At 69.1% G+C, this 18,423-nt stretch carries 14 protein-coding genes; 8 read left to right on the top strand and 6 right to left on the bottom strand.

All coding sequences use genetic code 11. The features are described from left to right. The first annotated feature begins 53 nt into the window (after positions 1 to 53). Complete coding sequence (locus AC1RRF_RS00540) at positions 54 to 2,168, top strand: malate synthase G (RefSeq protein ID WP_492831803.1); 2,115 nt, start codon at positions 54 to 56, stop codon at positions 2,166 to 2,168. A gap of 86 nt (positions 2,169 to 2,254) precedes the next feature. Here AC1RRF_RS00540 and AC1RRF_RS00545 read toward each other — a convergent pair whose 3' ends face one another. Further along, positions 2,255 to 3,658, bottom strand: a complete 1,404-nt coding sequence (locus AC1RRF_RS00545; RefSeq protein WP_492831805.1) for an HlyD family type I secretion periplasmic adaptor subunit — start codon at positions 3,656 to 3,658, stop codon at positions 2,255 to 2,257. Continuing rightward, on the bottom strand, positions 3,655 to 5,460 hold the full coding sequence (locus AC1RRF_RS00550; RefSeq protein WP_492831807.1) for a type I secretion system permease/ATPase: 1,806 nt from the start codon (positions 5,458 to 5,460) through the stop codon (positions 3,655 to 3,657). Before AC1RRF_RS00550 ends, AC1RRF_RS00545 begins: the two co-directional genes overlap by 4 nt. Positions 5,461 to 5,624: 164 nt before the next feature. Between AC1RRF_RS00550 and AC1RRF_RS00555 the strand changes: the two genes are divergently transcribed. Both AC1RRF_RS00555 and AC1RRF_RS00560 read left to right on the top strand, forming a co-directional pair. Then, positions 5,625 to 6,503 (top strand): ABC transporter ATP-binding protein, encoded by an 879-nt coding sequence (locus AC1RRF_RS00555; RefSeq protein WP_492831809.1) that lies wholly within the window; start codon positions 5,625 to 5,627, stop codon positions 6,501 to 6,503. A 5-nt stretch (positions 6,504 to 6,508) separates the two neighbouring features. After that, positions 6,509 to 10,084, top strand: a complete 3,576-nt coding sequence (locus AC1RRF_RS00560) for an ABC transporter permease/M1 family aminopeptidase (protein ID WP_492831811.1) — start codon at positions 6,509 to 6,511, stop codon at positions 10,082 to 10,084. A 45-nt stretch (positions 10,085 to 10,129) separates the two neighbouring features. Here AC1RRF_RS00560 and AC1RRF_RS00565 read toward each other — a convergent pair whose 3' ends face one another. The 4 genes from AC1RRF_RS00565 to AC1RRF_RS00580 are packed head-to-tail and all read right to left on the bottom strand — an operon-like array spanning position 10,130 to position 13,851. Next, positions 10,130 to 10,723, bottom strand: coding sequence for a hypothetical protein (locus AC1RRF_RS00565; protein WP_492831812.1), 594 nt, complete (start codon positions 10,721 to 10,723; stop codon positions 10,130 to 10,132). Further along, complete coding sequence (upp, locus tag AC1RRF_RS00570) at positions 10,723 to 11,352, bottom strand: uracil phosphoribosyltransferase (protein ID WP_492834116.1); 630 nt, start codon at positions 11,350 to 11,352, stop codon at positions 10,723 to 10,725. Before upp ends, AC1RRF_RS00565 begins: the two co-directional genes overlap by 1 nt. 20 nt (positions 11,353 to 11,372) lie before the next feature. Next, the gene (locus tag AC1RRF_RS00575; RefSeq protein ID WP_492831814.1) at positions 11,373 to 12,611 is read right to left on the bottom strand and encodes a URC4/urg3 family protein; all 1,239 of its coding nucleotides are present in this window, start codon (positions 12,609 to 12,611) and stop codon (positions 11,373 to 11,375) included. Then, positions 12,598 to 13,851 (bottom strand): GTP cyclohydrolase II, encoded by a 1,254-nt coding sequence (locus AC1RRF_RS00580; RefSeq protein WP_492831816.1) that lies wholly within the window; start codon positions 13,849 to 13,851, stop codon positions 12,598 to 12,600. Before AC1RRF_RS00580 ends, AC1RRF_RS00575 begins: the two co-directional genes overlap by 14 nt. Positions 13,852 to 13,985: 134 nt before the next feature. Here AC1RRF_RS00580 and ku point away from each other — a divergent pair, with 134 nt between their 5' ends. The 5 genes from ku (at position 13,986) to AC1RRF_RS00605 (ending at position 18,200) form a co-directional block, all read left to right on the top strand. Continuing rightward, the gene (gene ku / locus AC1RRF_RS00585) at positions 13,986 to 14,843 is read left to right on the top strand and encodes a non-homologous end joining protein Ku (protein WP_492831818.1); all 858 of its coding nucleotides are present in this window, start codon (positions 13,986 to 13,988) and stop codon (positions 14,841 to 14,843) included. A gap of 137 nt (positions 14,844 to 14,980) precedes the next feature. Then, positions 14,981 to 15,310 carry a PadR family transcriptional regulator gene (locus AC1RRF_RS00590; RefSeq protein ID WP_492831820.1) on the top strand — a complete coding sequence of 110 codons (330 nt, stop codon included), beginning with the start codon at positions 14,981 to 14,983 and terminating at the stop codon, positions 15,308 to 15,310. A gap of 26 nt (positions 15,311 to 15,336) precedes the next feature. Further along, a complete protein-coding gene (locus AC1RRF_RS00595; protein ID WP_492831822.1) occupies positions 15,337 to 16,434 on the top strand; it encodes an HAAS signaling domain-containing protein in 1,098 nt (365 codons plus the stop codon). A 157-nt stretch (positions 16,435 to 16,591) separates the two neighbouring features. After that, complete coding sequence (locus AC1RRF_RS00600; RefSeq protein ID WP_492831824.1) at positions 16,592 to 17,695, top strand: bifunctional transcriptional activator/DNA repair enzyme AdaA; 1,104 nt, start codon at positions 16,592 to 16,594, stop codon at positions 17,693 to 17,695. Then, entirely contained in the window at positions 17,676 to 18,200 is a 525-nt protein-coding gene (locus AC1RRF_RS00605) for a methylated-DNA--[protein]-cysteine S-methyltransferase (protein ID WP_492831826.1), read from the top strand. Before AC1RRF_RS00600 ends, AC1RRF_RS00605 begins: the two co-directional genes overlap by 20 nt. The last annotated feature ends 223 nt before the right edge of the window (positions 18,201 to 18,423 follow it).

Consider the following 18,423-nt stretch of genomic DNA (forward strand, 5'->3'; position numbering starts at 1 on the left):
ACTTCCCCCGCGTCATCACGGAATGTTACAGCCTCGCCCCACGGGAGACGCCCATGTCGATGACGCCGCGCGCCGGACTTCAGGTCGCACAGGAACTGGCCGATTTCATCGAGACGGAGGTGCTTGCGGGCCTCGACGTGGACGCCGACCGCTTCTGGACCGGGGCCGCCGACCTGTTCGCCCACGCCGCCGTCCGCAACCGCGCCCTTCTGGATGTGCGCGACGACCTGCAGGCCCGGATCGACCGGTGGCACATCGACCGCGCCGGCCGGCCGCAGGACCCGGCGGCCACGACCGCCTTCCTGCGCGAGATCGGCTATCTGGTCCCCGAGCCCGCCCCCTTCGCCATCGCGACGACCAAGGTCGACGCCGAGGTGGCGACCCTGGCCGGGCCGCAGCTGGTCGTGCCGGCGCTCAACGCCCGCTTCGTCCTCAACGCCGCCAACGCCCGCTGGGGCAGTCTCTACGACGCCCTCTATGGCACGGACGCCCTGGGCGACCTGCCGCCCCCCGGTCCCTATGACGCCGCTCGCGGCGCGCGCGTGGTCGCCCGCGCCAAGGCCTTCCTCGACCAGGCCGTGCCGCTGGCGCGCGGATCATGGGCGGACCTCGGCGACCCCTCGGGCGGCGTCGCCCTGAAGGATCCCGGCCAGTACGTCGGCCAGACGGAACAGGGACGCGTCTTCCGCCACAACGGCCTGCACATCGAGGTGGTCTTCGACCCCGCCCATCCCATCGGGGCGACCGACCCGTCCGGGATCTCCGATGTGGTGCTCGAGGCCGCGCTCTCGACCATCGTCGATCTGGAGGACTCGATCGCCGCCGTCGACGCCGCCGACAAGGTCGCCGCCTACCGCAACTGGCTGGGCCTGATGCAGGGTGATCTGGTCGAGACCTTCCAGAAGGGCGGCCAGACCCTGACCCGCGCCCTGAACCCGGACAAGGTCGTCACCGCGCCGGATGGCTCGGCCGTGACCCTGCCGGGCCGGTCGTTGCTGTTCGTGCGCAACGTCGGCCACCTGATGACCACCCCCGCCGTCCGTCTGGCGGATGGCTCCGAGGTGTTCGAGGGCGTGCTGGACGCGCTGGTCACCGCCGCCGCCGCCCTGCACGACCTCAAGGGGCGGGGCCGCTTCCGCAACAGCCGCGAAGGCTCGATCTACATCGTGAAGCCCAAGATGCACGGGCCGGACGAGGTCGCCTTCACCAACGATCTGTTCGGGCGGGTCGAGGACATCCTCGGGCTCGACCGCTGGACCCTGAAGGTCGGCGTCATGGACGAGGAGCGCCGCACCTCGGCCAACCTCGCCGCCTGCCTGAAGCAGGTTATGAACCGGCTGGTCTTCATCAACACCGGCTTCCTGGACCGCACCGGCGACGAGATCCACACCGCCATGCGGGCCGGTCCGGTGGTGCGCAAGGCGGAGATGAAGTCCTCCGCCTGGATCAGCGCCTACGAGGCCCGCAACGTGGCCATCGGCCTGGCGTGCGGCCTGTCGGGCAAGGCCCAGATCGGCAAGGGCATGTGGGCCGCGCCCGACCGCATGGCCGACATGCTGGAGCAGAAGGCGGCGCATCCGAAGACCGGAGCCAACACCGCCTGGACGCCGTCGCCGACGGCGGCGACCCTGCATGCGCTCCACTATCACCAGACCGACGTCTTCGCCCTGCGCGAGGCCATCGCGGCCCAGCCCGTTCCCGGGCTCGAGCCCCTGCTGACCGCGCCGCTCGCCGAGGGCCGCAACTGGTCCGGGGAAGAGGTCGCCGAGGAGCTGGAGAACAACGCCCAGGGCCTGCTCGGCTATGTCGTGCGCTGGATCGACCAGGGCGTCGGCTGTTCCAAGGTGCCTGACATCCACGACGTCGGCCTGATGGAGGACCGCGCCACCCTGCGCATCTCCTCCCAGCATATGGCCAACTGGCTGCTGCACGGCGTGTGCACCACCGAACAGGTCGAGGCCGCCCTGCTGAAGATGGCCGCCAAGGTCGACGCCCAGAACGCGGGCGACCCTCTTTATGAGCCCATGGCCCTGAACCCGGACGCCAGCCTCGCCTTCCAGGCCGCGCGGGCGCTGGTGTTCGAGGGGACCGAACAGCCCAACGGCTACACCGAGCCGCTGCTGCACCGGTTCAGGGCGGAGAAGAAGGGTCTAGGGGCGAGGGTCTAGGGACGAAGCCAGGTGGGCGAGCCGGAACAGCGCTTCCCTAACCCCTAACCCCTAACCCCTAACCCCTAACCCCTAATCTCTGGGTCCTACTGCTCGCTGCCCGAGCGCCACAGGTTGTTCGTCAGCGGCTCCAGCAGATAGGCGAGCGCCGTCCGCTTGCGCAGCAGGATGACCACCTGCACCGGCGCGCCCGGACGCAGGGCCTCGGCGCCCCGGCCCAGCTTGGCCAGCTCGTTGGCGGGGACGACGATCTCGGCGCGGTAGTAGCTGGCGCCGCTCTCCTCGATCGTGAAGCTGTCAGCGGAGATGCTCTTCACCGTGCCGTGGATGATCGGCGGATTGCGCTCGCGCAGGCCCGGGAACTTCACCTCGGTGGTCTGGCCGATGCGCAGGTTGTCGATGTCGGTGGGTCTGACCTGGGCCACGATCACCTGCGAGGCGTCGTTGGGCACGATCTCCATCAGGGTCTGGCCCGGCTGGATGACCCCGCCCTGGGTGAAGATGGTCAGTCCCACGACCTGGCCCGAGGCCGGCGCGCGCACCTCGTTGCGGGCGATCTGGGCCCTGAGCTCGATCATGCGGGGGCGCAGTTCGTTCAGCTGCACGTCGATCTGGCGCAGCTGGTCCGCGACGTCCTCGCCCATCTTGGTGTTCACGCCCGCCATCTGCAGCCGGGTCTCGCCCACGGCCTCTCGCGAGCGGGCGATCTGGGCGCGCAGGGAGCCGAGCTCGCCGTCCAGCTGGGCGGCGGTGCGTTCCAGCGCCCGGACGCGGGTCTGCGGCGCATAGCCCTTCTCGGCCAGGCCGCGCATGCCGGTCAGCTCTTCCTGGATCAGGCGCTGCTGTTCCTGGTTGGACTCGATCTGGCGCTGATAGCCGTCGATCTGGTCGTTCAGCTGGGCGATCCGCTGGCTCAGCACGCCGGTCTCGGTCGAGCGGCCGGTGCGGCGGGCGCTGAACTGCAGCTGCTGGATGCGCAGCGACTCCTGAGCCAGGGCGGCGTCCTCGGGCTGCAGGTCGGCGAACTCCGGCGGGGTGGGGATCGAGCCCATCCGGTCGCGCTCGGCGACCAGCCGGGACCGCTGGGCGATCAGGGCGTAGACCTGACTGGCCACGCCACGCTCGGTCGCCTTCAGCTCGCCGCTGGACAGCTGCAGCAGGATCTGGCCGCGCTGGACGGTGTCGCCTTCGGCCACGAGCAGGGCGCTGACGACGCCGCCCTCGCGATGCTGCACGGCCTGGCGGTTGCCCGAGACGGCGACCTGGCCGTCCGCATAGGCGCCGGCGTCCAACGGCGCGATGGCGGCCCAGCCCAGGCCGATGACGAAGAAGACGAGGATGATGACGCCGCCGATCCACAGCTCCAGTCGCGGCGTGTCGGCGACGGCCATCGGACCGGGCGGCGCGTCGGGCAGGGGAAGGGGCGGCGGCGCGGCGGCGGTCTCCGGCGCGGGGGCGGCCGGGTCCTGGGGCGCTGTGGCGTCGGTCATTGGCTGCGTCGCGGCGGCTGGGCGGGGCTGGCGATCCGGCCCTGGGCTTGCTGGGATTGACCCGGCGCCTGCTGCGGCGCGGTCGTGCGCGGCGTGGCGGCGCGCATCTTCTCCAGCACCTCCTCGCGTGGGCCTTCCAGCTGAACCATGCCGTCGCGCATCATCAGCAGCCGGTCGACCCGGGCCAGGACCCCGGCGCGGTGGGCGATGATGACCACGGCCGCGCCGCGGGCGGCGGCGCCCAGGATGGCCTGCATCAGGGCCGCCTCGCCTTCCTGATCGAGGTTGGAGTTGGGCTCGTCCAGCACCAGAAGGACGGGTTCATTGTACAGCGCCCGCGCCAGCGCCACGCGTTGCGCCTGACCGGCGGACAGGCCCTGACCGAACGGTCCCAACAGGGTGTCATAGCCATTGGGCAGGCGCAGGATCAGCTCGTGGGCGCCCGCCTGCACGGCGGCTTTCACGGCCGCGCGGTCTGCGGTGTCCTGATCGACGCCGGTTGCGGTGGCGAAGCGCGAGATGTTGTCCTTGATGGTGCCGGCGAACAGGCTGGGCACCTGCGGCAGATAACCGATCCAGCGGGCCAGCTCGTCGCCCTCGCGCGCCTCGTACTCGGCGCCATCCAGGCGGATCGCCCCGGATTGCGGTTTCAGCGCGCCGGCGATGACGCGGGCCAGGGTGGTCTTGCCCGAGCCGCTGGCGCCCACGACGCCCAGGGTCTGGCCGGGTTTCAGCGCGAAGGCGACGCCGCGCAGTTGCGGGTTCTGGGTCTCGGGGAATTTCACCGACACGGCCTCGACCTGCAGCCGGCCCTTGGGGTCGGGCAGGGCCGTGCGTTCGCGCTCAACCGAGGCGGTGCTGCCGAACAGGTCGGTCAGGGTCTTCCAGCTGGCCACGGCCTGCACCAGGCTAGGCCACACTCCGACCAGCAGTTCGACCGGGGCGACGGCGCGGCTCAGCAGCACCGAGGAGGCGATGATGGAGCCCTGCGAGATATCCCCCTTCACCGCCAGATAGGCGGCAAGGCCCAGGGCGGCGGACTGCATCACCAGACGCAGGAATTTGATCGCGCCGGAGTAGCGCCCCCCGGCCAACTGGGCGTCGGCCTGGGCGGCCGTGGCGTGGCGGCGCTGCTCGACCTGACGGGCGATGGAGGACTGGCGCATCCCCAGGGCGCGGACCACCTCGGCCTGCCCGGCGATCCCCTCCTGGGCGGCGTAGGCGTGGTTCTGCGACTGGATGGCCCGGTTCAGGCGCGGGCGGGTGTCGCGCTCGTTCAACCAGGCGAGGGTGAACAGGGTGAGCCCCCCAACCAGGGTCAGGACGCCGATGGCCGGGTGCAGCAGGAAGCAGCACAGCAGGTAGATCGGGGTCCATGGGGCGTCGAACAGGGCCAGCATGCCCTGGCCGCCGATGGCGCCGCGCACATTGTCGAACTCGCGCAGAGCCTGGGTGTTGGGCGCCTTGGCCTGCAGGTCCATGACCCGCTGCAGCACCTTGCCCGACAACATGCGGTCCAGCCGCAGCCCGGCGCGCAGCATCAGCCGTCCGCGCAACCAGTCCAGTCCCGCCAGCGCGCCCAGGGCCAGAACGGCCACGCAGGTGATCAGGGTCAGGGTCAGGATGCCGCCGGTGGGCACCACCCGGTCGTACACCTGCATCATGTACAGGGTCGGCGTCAGGTAGAGCAGGTTCACGAGCGCCGAGAACACAGCCGCCCACACGAAGTGCGAGCGGCATGCGATGAGCGCCTCGGCGAGGGGCTCCGTTCCCGGTTTGCTGGGCAGCAGGTTTTTCAGCACGTGTCGGGTCGGGTCCAACGGAATTGCGTGGCCACTCTAACCCGTGGAACGCCAATCCCATAGCGGCGCCGCGCGCCGGCCGGGCGAGCCCATTTCTGACCCATGTTTAACTTGCCGCAGGAAGGACGGCGCGACAGGGTGCGCCCCTTCACGGAGGGCGTGGCATGCTGACGATCGAGAACCTGACCCATATCTACGGCAACGGAACTCGCGCACTGGATGATGTCAGCCTGACCATTCCCAAGGGGATGTTCGGGCTGCTGGGACCCAACGGCGCCGGCAAATCCACCCTGATGCGGTCGATCGCGACCCTGCAGACCCCGACCTCCGGCTCGATCCGTTTCGGCGACATCGACGTCGTCAGCGAGCCGGAGAAGCTGCGCCGCGTGCTCGGCTACCTGCCCCAGGACTTCGGCGTCTATCCGCGCGTCTCGGCCTACGACATGCTCGACCACATGGCGGTGCTCAAGGGCATCGCCAACGGCAAGGATCGCAAGGCGACCGTCGAGGCCCTGCTGCAGCAGGTCAACCTGTGGCCCGTGCGCGGCAAGGCGCTGGCCGGCTTCTCGGGCGGCATGCGCCAGCGCTTCGGCATCGCCCAGGCCCTGATCGGCAACCCCGAACTGATCATCGTCGACGAGCCCACCGCCGGTCTGGACCCGGAGGAGCGCAACCGCTTCCTCAACCTGCTGGCCGAGGTGGGCGAGAACGTCGTCGTCATCCTCTCGACCCACATCGTGCAGGACGTGACCGACCTGTGCCCGCGCATGGCCGTGCTGGCCGGCGGCAAGATCCAGCTGGAGGGCGCGCCCACCGAGCTGCAGCACGACCTGGAGGGCAAGGTCTGGGAGCGGACGATCGACAAGTCCGAACTGGCCGAGTTCCAGAAGCGCTACACCGTCATCTCCACCCGCCTGTTCGCCGGCCGCACGGTCGTGCACGTGCTGGCGGACAACCACCCGGGCGACGGCTTCAGCAGCACGCCGGGCGGGCTTGAGGACGTCTATCTGGCGACGGTCGCCAAAACCCGCCGCGCGGCCTGATCCCCATGTTCGGCAAGATCGCGAGCTTCGAGTTCCGCTACCAGCTGCGCCAGCCGGCGTTCTGGGTCATCGCCATCGTCTTCGGCCTGCTCGCCTTCGGCGCGGTCGCCAGCGACAACGTCGCGCTGGGATCGGGCGGCAACGTTCACAAGAACGCGCCCTACGCCCTGGCCATCGCCCACATCATCTTCAACGTCTTCTTCATGCTGGCCACCACGGCCATCGTGGCCAACGTCGTGGCGCGGGACACCCAGACGGGCTTCGGGCCGATGATCCAGAGCACCCGGATCACCAAGGGCGCCTATCTGTATGGCCGCTTCTTCGGGGCGTTCGCGGCGGTGGCGCTCTGTTACCTCAGCATCTCCATCGGCACCTTGCTGGGCACGTTGATGCCCTGGGTCGATCCCGAGACGGTGGGGGCGTTCCGGCCGCAGGACTACCTCTATGCCTATGGCGTCTTCGGCCTGACGGGGCTGTTCCTCACCTCGGCCCTGTTCTTCACCCTCGCGACCCTCACCCGGTCGATGATGGCCACCTATGTCGGCGTGGTCGCGGTGCTGATCGTCTATCTGGGCACCACCGGCGCCCTGGGGACGAAGCCCGAGTTCGAAACCGCCATGGCCTGGGCCGAGCCCTTCGGCAGCGGCGCCTACGGGCTGGTGACCAAATACTGGACGGCGGCCGAGCGGAACACGCTGAACCCGCCGCTGGAAGGCGTGCTGCTGTGGAACCGGGTGATCTGGGTCGCGGTCGGCGCCGCACTGCTGGCCGGCGCCTATCTGCTGTACCGGCCCGCCGCCAAGGGCGCGAAGCCGAAGAAGCAGGAACGCCTGCGCGCGCTGGCCGAGGCCGCCGCGCCCGCATCCGCCCCGCTGGGCGCCCTGCCGGCCCCGAGCCATGGTTTCGCCAGCGGCGTGGCGCGGCTGGTCTCGCGCACGGCTTTCGAGACCTCCCTGATCTTCAAGAGCCCGGCCTATGTCGTTCTGATCCTGCTGGGCTTCGCCTTCGCCATGACGACCCTGTTCTTCACGGGCGAGATCTATGGCGCGCCGCTGCTGCTGGTCACCCGGGTGGTGATCGCCGGCCTCACCGGCGCCTTCGGCCTGATCTCCATCGTCATCGCCATCTACTATTCGGGCGAACTGGTCTGGCGTGACCGGGACCGCAAGGTCCACGAGATCATCGACGCCACCTCGACCCCGGACTGGACCTTCCTGGTTCCGAAGGCCCTGGCCCTGGCGCTGGTGCTGATCTCCACCGCCCTGATCGGGGTCCTGGCGGGCGTCGTGACCCAGACGATCAAGGGCTACACCGACTTCGAGTTCGGCAAATACCTGGTCTGGTACGTCTTCCCGCAGGCCGTCAGCTTCGGCCTGCTGGCCGTGCTGGCGATCTTCATCCAAGCCCTGTCGCCCAACAAGTTCGTCGGCTGGGCGATCATGGTCGTCTACATGATCTCGACGATCGTGCTGTCCAACCTCGGCTTCGACCATGTGCTCTACGCCTACGGCCGTGGCATCGGGGTGCCGCTGTCGGACATGAACGGCACGGGCGACTTCGCGGTCTTCTCGGGCTGGCTGGACACCTACTGGACGGCCTTCGCCGTCGTGCTCCTGGTCGTCGCCTACGGCCTGTGGCGCCGTGGGACCGAGACCCGCCTGTGGCCGCGCCTGAAGCGCTTCCCGCGGCGGCTGGCGGGGCCGGCGGGCGTGATCGGCGGCGTGGCCCTGGCGGCCTTCGTCGGCCTGGGCGTCTTCATCTATACGAACACCAACGTCTGGAACGAGTACCGCACCGACAGCCAGACCGAACGGCTTCAGGCCGACGCCGAGAAGACCCTGCTGCGTTACGAGACCCTGCCGCAGCCGTCGGTCGCCGACGTGCGTCTGGTCATGGACCTGCATCCCCACGCGCCCAAGCTGACCACGCGCGGGACCTATGTGCTGGAGAACAAGACCGACCAGCCCCTGCGCGAGGTGCACCTGCGCTGGAGCGACGATCTGGAGATGAAGCAACTGGTCGTGCAGGGCGCGGCGATCGCCCGCCAGTGGCCCGAGTTCGACTACCGCATCTATCGCTTCGACACCCCGATGCAGCCGGGCGAGCGCCGCACCGTCCAGTTCGAGACCGTGCTGGAGCAGCGCGGCTTCAAGAACAGCGGCAACACCACCCGCCTGGTCGACAACGGCACCTTCGTCACCAACGGCGAATTCGCGCCTCAGGTGGGTATGGATCGCAGCGGCCTGCTCACCGACCGCACCAAGCGCCGCAAGCTGGGCCTGCCCGCCGAGCTGCGTCCGGCCAAGCTGGAAGACGAAAGCGCCCGCGCCCACAACTACATCGGCGCCGACTGGGTGACGGCGGACATCACCGTCACGACTGACGCAGACCAGACCGTGGTCGCGCCCGGAGACAAGCGTTCGGACGTCACGGCGAACGGCCGCCGCACGGCGCGCTTCGTCACCGAGTCTCCGGTGCTGAACTTCTTCTCGATCCAGTCGGCGCGCTACGCCCAGACGCGGCGCGAACACAACGGGGTCGAGCTGGTGGTCTTCCACGACCCCGGCCACACCCGCAACGTGGGCCGGATGCTGGACGCGCTGGAGTCGTCGCTGGACTACTTCCAGGCCAATTTCAGCCCCTACCAGTTCCATCAGGCGCGGATCGTGGAGTTCCCGGACTACGCGTCGTACGCCCAGTCCTTCCCCAACACCTTCGCTTGGTCCGAAGGGCTCGGCTTCATCGCCGACCTCAGCGATCCGACCAAGATCGACTACGTCACCTATGTCGCCGCGCACGAGTTCGGCCACCAGTGGTGGGCGCACCAGATCGTCGGCTCCAACCAGCAGGGCATGACCACCCTGTCCGAGACCCTGGCGCAGTATTCGGCGCTGATGGTGATGGAGAAGAAGTACGGCCGGGATCAGATCCGCCGCTTCCTGAAGTTCGAGCTGGACCGCTACCTGCGCTCGCGCGGCACCGAGCGCCTGGAAGAGATGCCGCTGTTCCGCAACGAGAACCAGCAATACATCCACTACCAGAAGGGCGGGCTGGTCATGTACCTGCTGCGCGATCAGATCGGCGAGGACGCGGTCAACCGCGCCCTGCGTCGGGTGCTGGCGCAATACGCCTTCAAGGGCGCGCCCTATCCCCGCTCCCTGGACCTGGTCGCCGCCCTGCGGGCCGAGGCGCCGGCGGACAAGCAGGCCCTGATCACCGACCTGTTCGAGAAGATCACCCTGTATGACGTCAAGACCACCGGTTCGACGGCGACCCGCCGCGCCGACGGCCGCTGGGACGTCACGATCACCGTCGACGCCCGCAAGCTGTATGCGGACGGACAGGGCAAGGAGACGGACGCGCCGCTGAACGAAAGCTTCGACGTGGGCCTGTTCAGCGCCGAGCCGGGCAAGGGCCGCTTCAACGAGAGCGACGTCATCCTGCTGGAGCGCCGTCCGATCCGGACCGGGGTGCAGACCCTGCGCTTCATCACGACGAAGAAGCCGTCGTTCGCGGGCGTCGATCCCTACAACAAGTGGATCGACCGCAACTCGGACGACAACGTCAGGACGGTGGATTAGGGCGAAATCGGTTGAGCTGGACGCGGTCCAGCTCAACTCGGGCTTCTAGGAGGGCGGCCCCGCCGGGGCGGGGCTGTCCTCCAGGTCGGAGAGACAGCCCCGCCACTCGGCGAGCAGTTCCGGTCGGCCGCTGACATCGATCCGGAAGCGCTCCAGCGCGGCGTCCGGGCTGGATTGGTAGGCGACCTCGCCGATCCCGAGATCCGCCAGGCGGCTGAAGAAGGCCGAGGTCTGCGGACCCATCCTGTAGACGAACATCTCGACCCCCGTGCCGTCGGACGCCTCGCGTCGGATGAACTCGCGCGAGGTCTCCGCGCCGTCTCCGATGAAGACGCCGTGAGACAAGGGCCGCAACTGCCTGTCCGGTCCGGAGATGCCCAGCCGCAGGACGGCGGCCTGTTCTCCGCTCATATGATTCAGCACCATCACGGACCCCGCGAAGGCTTGGGTCGGGGGCTGATCCGGCCCGGCCCGGCGCAGGACGAGGATGTTCAACTCGCACCCGAAGAGCAGTCCCTCCCTGCGATGGGGGGTGACCCGGGCGCTGCGGATGACGTCCTCGGGCGCGGCGGCGACAGAACCCGGGACGCTCGCGACGAGCATCCCGATAAGACTGGCCAGGACGACGGCGCGCCGCATCATCGCGTCCCGAACAGCCGGTCGCCGGCGTCGCCCAGGCCCGGCACGATGTAGCCGTGGTCGTTCAGCCGTTCGTCCACGGCGGCGACCCAGACGGGTACGTCGGGGTGCCAGCCGCGCAGCCGTTCCAGCCCCTCGGGCGAGGCGACTAGGCAGACGAAGCGCAGGTTGGTGACGCCGCGCTCCTTCAGCCGCTCGATGGCCGCGACCGCCGTATTGGCCGTGGCCAGCATGGGGTCGATGACGATGCAGAGGCGGTCGCCGACATCTTCCGGGGCGCGGAAATAGTACTCCACCGCGTCCAGGGTCTCGGGCTCGCGGTACAGGCCGACGTGGCCGACGCGAGCGGAGGGGACGAGGTCCAGCATCCCTTCGACCAGACCCAGGCCGGCGCGCAGGATGGGCACGAACACCAGCTTCTTGCCCTCGATGCGGGAGCCGGTGGTGGGCCCGACCGGCGTCTCGACCGGATAGTCTTCCAGGGGCAGGTCGCGGGTGACCTCGTAGCAGAGCAGGGTCGAGATCTCGCGCAGCAGGGCCCGGAACCGCGCGGTCGAGGTGTCCTTCGAGCGCATGATCGACAGCTTGTGGGCGACCAGCGGGTGATCGACGACGGTGACCCCGTCCATCTTGAAGGCGGCTTTCGGCATCAGAAGACGGTCCCGTCGGAGAGGATGGTCAGGGGCGGTCCGCCCCCGGGTCTGCGTTCGGCGGCGGCGCGGCGTCCGGCGGCCCAGGTGCCGCCCTCCAGCACGCTGGCCAGCGGCATGGCCTCGGCGGTGACGCCCAGTTCGGCCCGCACCAGAGGCGCGATCCGATCCAGCAGGGCCACGGTGATGGCGCGCCAGCCCACCACCAGGGGGTCGGACACCGGCCAGGGCTTGTCCGCGTCCGCCGGATCCTTGAGCGTCAGCACGCCCAGGTCGGTGAACAGGCCGCCGTTGCGGTACTCGGCCAGCCCGGTCAGGCCGTCGAGATCGGTGATCCTCAGCCCCGCGGTCTGTAGCGGTTCGACCAGCGAATAGCTGAGCCACTGGGACAGTTTGTGGATCGGCACGAGGCCGTCGGTGGCGTCGCCGCGCGTCATCGCCGGATGCTTCCAGCAGTCGCCCAGATCGACGCCGCCCAGCGTCAGCCGGTCCTGCCACACCGGGCCGAAGGCCTCGAGCAGCAGTTCGAGGATGGCGGGGGCGGGCAGGGCGCCGTCGGCGGCCTGGGCGAGCAGAACGTCCGCGAGGCCGCCCGGTCGCGGGGTGTCGGCCGTCGCGAACAGGTCGGGCCGCTTCAGGCACTGGTCGCCCAGCCGACGGAGCAGGGCCGCGCGGCCCTCCAGCCCGGCCAGGGGATTGGCGTCCGAAACCTGGAAGCCTTCCGCCAGCGCCTCGGTGGTCAGGGCGGCCAGCGCCCCGGCGTCGACCCGCCACGGGTCGCGCTCCGTGATCGAGAAGACCCCGGCCTCGAACATCCGCAAGCTGGCGATGGCCAGGCCTTCGGAGCGGGTCAGGGTCACCCCCGTGCGTGCGTCGCGATAGGCCCAACCCGGACCGGATCCGGCGTCCAGCAGCACCGAGACGATCGCCAGGTCGAACTCGGTCCGCGCCCGGTTGGCCGCGTCGGGCCAGGCCCGGGACTCCGCCACCGGCGTCCAGAAGTCCTGGCCCTGGATGGCGAAATGCCGCCAGCGGGCGTGGAAGGGCACCGCCAGCGTCGGATACTGGTCGCGGATGACCGCGGCAACGTAACGCGCCGTCTCCGGCAGACGGTCCAGATCGACCCGCCAGTGATCCAGGCCGCCGGCGACGCCGATGGCCAGCATCTCATGAGCCCGCTCGCGGACGGCGGCGGGGGTCAGCAGGCCCTTGGCCTGCTCGGCTTCAGAACTGCTCAAGATCGCGGCCCACCACGCGGGTCAGTTCGTCGGCGGACTTGGCGCCTTCGGGAGTGAAGTAGCCGGCCGCCTTCTTGGCCTCCATCTCGACCGAGGCGTCGGGCGGGATCAGATAATCGGGGATCGGCACGCGCTCGCCGATCTCGATGCCCGAGCCGGTCAGGGCGTCGTGCTTCATGTTGGACATGGAGACGAAGCGGTCGATCTTCGTGATCCCCAGCCAGTGCAGGATGTCAGGCATCAGCTGCTGGAAGCGGGCGTCCTGCACCCCGGCGACGCATTCGGTGCGCTCGAAATAGGTGGCCGCCTGGTCGCCGCCCGGCTGGCGCTTGCGGGCGTTGTAGACGAGGAATTTGGTGACCTCGCCGAGGGCCCGGCCCTCCTTGCGGTTATAGACGATCAGGCCCGCGCCGCCGTTCTGGGCCTCGTGCACGCACTCCTCGATGCCGTGGGTCAGATAGGGGCGGCAGGTGCAGATGTCCGAGCCGAACACGTCCGAGCCGTTGCACTCGTCATGCACCCGGCAAGTCAGGCGCCGCGCCGGGTCGGCGATCGCGGAGGGATCGCCGAAGATATACAGGGTGATGCCGCCGATGGGGGGCAGGAAGACCTTGATATCCGGGCGGGTGACCAGGTCGGCGTACATGCCGCCGGTCTGCTCGAACAGGGTGCGTCGCAGGGCGGTCTCGGTGACGCCGAAGCGTTCGGCGATGCCCGGCAGATACCAGACCGGGTCGATGGCGGCCTTGGTCACGGCGACGTCGCCGGTGTCGTGAACCACGGTCCCGTCGACCTTGATCCGGCCGGCGGCGATGGCCTCGTTGATCTCGCTCAGCTGGAGGCGGGCGCGAGTGACGGCGATGGTCGGGCGGATGTCGACGCCGTCCTGGATCTCGGCGGCGAAGTCCTCGGCCACGCGGGCGCCCCAGGGATCCAGCGAGACGATCTTGCCGCCGTCGGTCCACTGCGGGAACGGCCCCATGGGGGTGGTCGGCGAGGTGTTGGTCAGGTCGGGCCGGTTGTTGGCGCTCATCGCGCCCGAAGACACGGCCAGGGCGCGATAGACCGAATAGGCGCCGCCGTGGGCGCCGATGGCGTTGCGGTCGCTGCCCGAATTGACGGTGCCGATGACGGGGCCGCGCTCCTGCGCGGTCGGCGCGCCCCAGTTCAGGGGAAAGCGGCTGACGGTTCCCGCGCCGGGGTGGGAGTTGAGCCGGATGTGGCTCGGTCGGTTGGTCATGTTTCCTCACTCGATCCGGCTTGTTGTTTTTCTTGCGCCGGACTCATCAGGACACACCCGGAACGCGAGGTTGTCCAGTGGGTTGAACGAGTCCCGGCGACCGGCGTTTTCAGCGGGTATCGAAGGAGTTCGCCATGGCCGCCCGCCCCACCTGGCAGGGACATCTTAAGCTGTCGCTCGTGACCTGCCCGGTCGCGCTCTACACGGCAACGTCCACCGCCAGCCATGTCAGCTTCCACCTGATCAATCCGGACACCAACAACCGCATCCGCATGATCCCGACCGATCCGGACACCGGTCCGATCGAGCGGTCCGATCTGGTGAAGGGCTATGAGGTGTCCAAGGACGAGTACGTCCTGATGGACGACGCCGACTTCGAGAAGGTGAAGCTGGAAAGCACCCGCACTATCGACATCGGCCAGTTCGTCGATGAGGACGAGATCGACCGGCTGTATTGGGACGATCCCTTCTTCGTCGTGCCCGAAAAGGGCGTCGGGGCCGAGGCCTTCGCCGTCATCCGCGACGCCATGAAGGCGGCGGGCAAGATCGCCATCGGCACCCTGGTGCTGCGCAACCGTGAGCGGCAGATCGCGCTGGAGGTGCGGGGCAAGGGGCTGCTGGCCTGGAGCCTGCGGCCGCACGACGAGGTGCGCGACGCCGGCGACTTCTTCGACGACATCCCGGCGGTGAAGGCCGACAAGGACATGGTCGAGATCGCGACCCGCATCATCGGCCAGAAGGAGGCGGACTTCGATCCATCCGGGTTCAAGGACCGCTACGACGACGCCCTGAAGGCCCTGATCAAGGCCAAGCAGAAGGGCGGCAAGAAGGCCCTGGTCGAGGCGCCCGAGCCTGACGACACCAATGTCATCGACCTGATGGCCGCGCTGCGGAACAGCCTGAAGGGATCCGCGACGGGCGCGTCGAAGAAGGCTTTGGTGAAGGCCAAGAGCCCGGCGAAGAAGGCGGCGACCAAGAAGAAGGCAGCCTAGGCTCACCTCCGATTACTGAGAGAACCGCCCTCCCATCGCCTTGAACGGGCGACGGGGAGGTGAGCGCTTGACTCCCTCATACAGTATGTCGCATACACTGTGTGTCACACACTATGTGACGCAACAGGAGGGACGGCATGGACGCCGATCCGGACCTTTTTGAAAGCATGCGGCTGGAGTTGCGCCGTGGGTCGCTGGTGCTGGCGGTGCTCGCCTGCCTCAGGACCGAGCGGTACGGCTACACCCTGCGCCAGGCCTTGGCCGCCGACGGGCTCGAGATGGAGGAATCGACCCTCTATCCGCTGCTGCGCCGGCTGGAGAGCCAGGGCCTGCTGGAGAGCGAATGGCGCGAGGAGGAGAAGCGCAAGAAGCGCTTCTACCGCCTGTCGCCGGGGGGCGAGTCGATGCTCGCCGCGCTCACCGACGAATGGCGGGGCATCAACGCCTCGCTCGACAAGATTCTTTGAAATTCCAGGGACGAGGGGAAAGTCTGATGAACCTGATTGATCGTTATCTGAACGCCGTCGCCGCCCAGCTGCCGCAAGACCAGCGGGCCGATATCGTCGCCGAGCTGCGCGACATGATCCTGAGCCGCTTCGAGGAGAAGGAGGAGGCCCTGGGCCGTCCCCTGACCGAAGCCGAACAGGAAGAGATCCTGCGCGATGTCGGCCATCCGCTGTCGGTGGCGGCGCGCTACGGCTCGGGGCCGCAGCATGTGGTGGGGCCGGAGCTTTATCCGTGGTGGATGTTCGGCGTGCGCGCCGGCCTGATCGCCATCGTGGCGATCACCGCGATCGGAGCGCTGGTGCGCATCCTGATCGGCGACGAGGAAATCGGCCGGGCCATCGGCCAAGCGTTCCACAGCATCTTCAACGGCGCGATCATGCTGATCGGCTTCGCCACCCTCGGCGGCTTCATCATCGAGCGGCAGAAGGAGAAGCCCAGCTTCCTGCGCGAATGGCGGGTCAAGGACCTGGGCCTGTTCGAGTTTGGCGGCGGGCTGAACGCGGAAGCCGTGTCACGGGGGCTGACTGAAGGCGACTGGAGCATGAAGACGCCGCACAAGGGCCGCCGTGCGTCCCCGATGGCGCGGGCCGTGGGCAGCGCCGTGGGCTGGAGCGTGGTCCTGCTGTGGTGGATCGGCTGGCTGCCGCTGACGCACACGACGCCCGAGACCCTGGGCGCGGTGGTGGGCGGCGTCGACTATGGCCGGATGCTGAGCCAGATCCACGCGCTGCTCTACTGGCCTGTGATCGCCTTCGGGCTGGCGCGCATCGTCTTCGACGTGATGCGGGTGGCGCGGCCTGACGGGGTGCGGTTCACCGCCCTGGGCGACATCGGCTTCGGCCTGGCGGAGGGCGCGCTGTTCGGCTGGCTGTGGCTGTACTCGCCCCTGTCGAAGGTGGTGTTCGTGCCGACCATCGAGGCCTTCGCGTCGCGGGTCACCAACACCATTCAGGAGGGTTGGTGGCCGCTGTCGACTGTCCTGATGCTGTGCATCGCCTTCGGCTTCGCCAGCGCGGTGGTGAAGGTGGCGCGCTCGGCCTTCCGTCTGGCCACCGGCTATGACGAGCGGCTGCCGAAGGTCTGAGCGGCGGTCACGCGGCGTGGAGTCTGACCCCGGCGGCTGTCCAGCCGCCGGGGTTTCGCGCGAGAGGGTCTCCTGATCCCCCGGACGGCGGGGAGCGATCACACCCATGTCCGAAAACCGCGAGCGTTCGCGTTCGGACGGGCCTATCTTCCCGGTCATGGAAAACGCGAACGAACTTGATCAGGAGGCCTGTTACCGCGCCGTGCTGACGCGTGACGGTCGGTTCGACGGGCGGTTCTTCGGCTGTGTGAAGACCACGGGCATCTACTGTCGGCCGGTTTGTCCGGCGCGGACGCCGAAGCGTGAGAACATGATCTTCGTGGTCACGGCGGCCGCGGCCGAGGAAGCGGGCTTCCGCGCCTGCCTGCGCTGCCGCCCCGAGACGGCGCCGGACATGGGCGCGTGGCGCGGGACCTCCAACACCGTCAGCCGGGCGCTGGCCCTGATCGAGGCGGGCGCCCTGGACGAAGGCGACGTAGACGGCCTGGCCGGACGGCTGGGGGTCGGCGAGCGGCACCTGCGCCGCCTGTTCCGCCAGCATCTGGGCGCCGCGCCGGTCAGTGTGGCGCAGACCCGTCGGGTGCTGCTGGCCAAGGCGCTGATCCACCAGACGGACCTGTCGATGGCGCAGGTGGCGCTGGCCTCGGGCTTCGGCAGCGTGCGGCGCTTCAACGAGACCTTTCAGGCCCTGTACGAGCGCCCGCCGTCGGCGCTGCGGCGTCGCGGCGAGCGGGCGCATGAGGGCGGTGTGGTGCTGAGCCTGCCTTACCGTCCGCCCTATGACTGGGAGACCCTGCTGGCGGCGCTGGCAGGGCGGGGCGACACGGTCGAGGGCCGCAAATGGTCACGCATCCTCGCCCGCGAGATTGACGGCGCCGAGGGCTCGGTCTCGGTCGAGCCGGGCCAGCCGGGCCGGGTCTCGGTCTGCGTCCAGACGGCGGAGCTGAAGGCTCTTCCCGGCGTGCTGGCGCGGGTGCGGCGGGTGTTCGACCTGTCGGCGGACCCGGACGCCATCGCCCGCGACCTGTCCACCGACGCTCTGCTGCAGCCGCTGGTCGCGGCGCGACCGGGGCTGAGACTGCCGGGCCTGTGGGTCGATGAGGGCGCCGATCCGCCAAACGACCGGCTGGAAGACGAAACCCTGACCGCGCGCGCCGAACTGTGGCGACCGTGGCGGGCCTATGGGGCGCTGCACCTCGCGTTGGCGGGGATCACGGGCGCCGAACTGATGGAGAGAAACGATGCGAAACACGCAGCCTGAGACCCTGACCCTGGACCGGGTCGCCACGCCGGTGGGCGAGGTGCTGCTGATCACCGGCCCCGAGGGCGCGGTGCGGGCCCTGGACTTCGCCGGCTATGAGGATCGGATGCACCGGCTGCTGCGGCGGCACTGGGGCGAGCCGATCCTGGTCGAGGGGCGCGCGCCCGAGGCGGTGCGCCGTTCGGTCGAGGCCTATTTCGGCGGCGACGTGCGAGCGCTGGACGGGCTGGCAGTGAAGACCGGCGGCACGGACTTCCAGAAGTCGGTGTGGAGCGCCTTGCGCGGCATCCCGGCGGGCGAGACGCGCAGCTACGGCCAGCTGGCGGCGGCGATCGGCTCGCCCAAGGCGGTGCGGGCGGCGGGCCTGGCCAACGGCCAGAATCCGATCGCGGTGATCGTGCCCTGCCACAGGGTGATCGGCTCCAACGGAACGCTGACCGGTTATGCGGGCGGGCTGGAGCGCAAGCGCTGGCTGCTGAAGCACGAAGGCGTGGCGGTGGCTTGACGGACACTCGGTCCCGGAGGGGCGTGATGCGCTCCGGGGCGGAAGTCCGAAAATGACCAGGAGCCTTCTGGGCCGGCCGCTGATCGCGATGTGACCGCAGGGCTTGAATTTCTCCGCCATCGGCCTAGATTGTTCCTGCTTATGCTGAAAGTGAGCATAAGTCGGCGGCGGGCCGATGAGCCGGGCCGCCGTTCTTCGGAACTCTGATTTGCTCAATTGGAGC

Source organism: Brevundimonas sp. GW821-FHT12C05, assembly GCF_058807475.1.